Source organism: Pseudomonas sp. EL_65y_Pfl2_R96 (assembly GCF_963970905.1).
GTDB lineage: Bacteria > Pseudomonadota > Gammaproteobacteria > Pseudomonadales > Pseudomonadaceae > Aquipseudomonas.
In genome coordinates, this window is record NZ_CAXAQH010000145.1 from 1 (window position 1) to 610 (window position 610).

The window sequence follows — 610 nt, forward strand, 5'->3', positions numbered from 1 at the left end:
CTTCGACATGGATCGCCATGGCGAGCCCGGCGGTTTCGGCCAGCCGGGCATCGGCATCCCGCGACGAAATACCGGTGTCGGGATAGACGACAACGGCCTTGGCACCCCGCGCGACATCGTCGCGGTCCCGTTCAAAACCTGTGGTCAATCGTTGTCCGAACCTGCTGTTTCATCAGCCAAATTAAGGGGATGGGCGGGCTGAATGGTGGAGACCGCATGCTTGTAGACGAGCTGCGCCATGCCATCGCGCTGGAGCAGCATGCAGAACAGGTCGAACGCCGCGATCTGCCCCTGCAACATTACGCCATTCACCAGGAACATGGTGACATTGTCTTCGGACTTGCGCACCGCGTTGAGGAAGATTTCCTGCAGCAGCGGCTGCTTCTTCTGCGCCTCGCCGATCGCGTTGACGATCGCGTCGATGTCGACCGTGTTGGCCGGCATGATCGTCGAAATGGCATGCTTGTAGATCAGCTGCGACTGCCCATCCCGGCGCAGCAGCACCGAGAAATTGTCGAACCAGGTGACGATGCCCTGCAGCTTGACGCCCTTCACGAGGAACATCGTGATCGGGGTTTTGGTGCGGCGCAGGGCGTTGAGGAACAGGTCT

General features: G+C 60.3%; 1 protein-coding gene. It reads right to left on the reverse strand.

Features of this window, described 5'->3' with window-relative positions:
- Positions 1–144: 144 nt before the first annotated feature.
- On the reverse strand, positions 145–610 hold a 466-nt coding region (hfq, locus tag AACY49_RS29910), incomplete at its 5' end, for an RNA chaperone Hfq (RefSeq protein WP_339527814.1).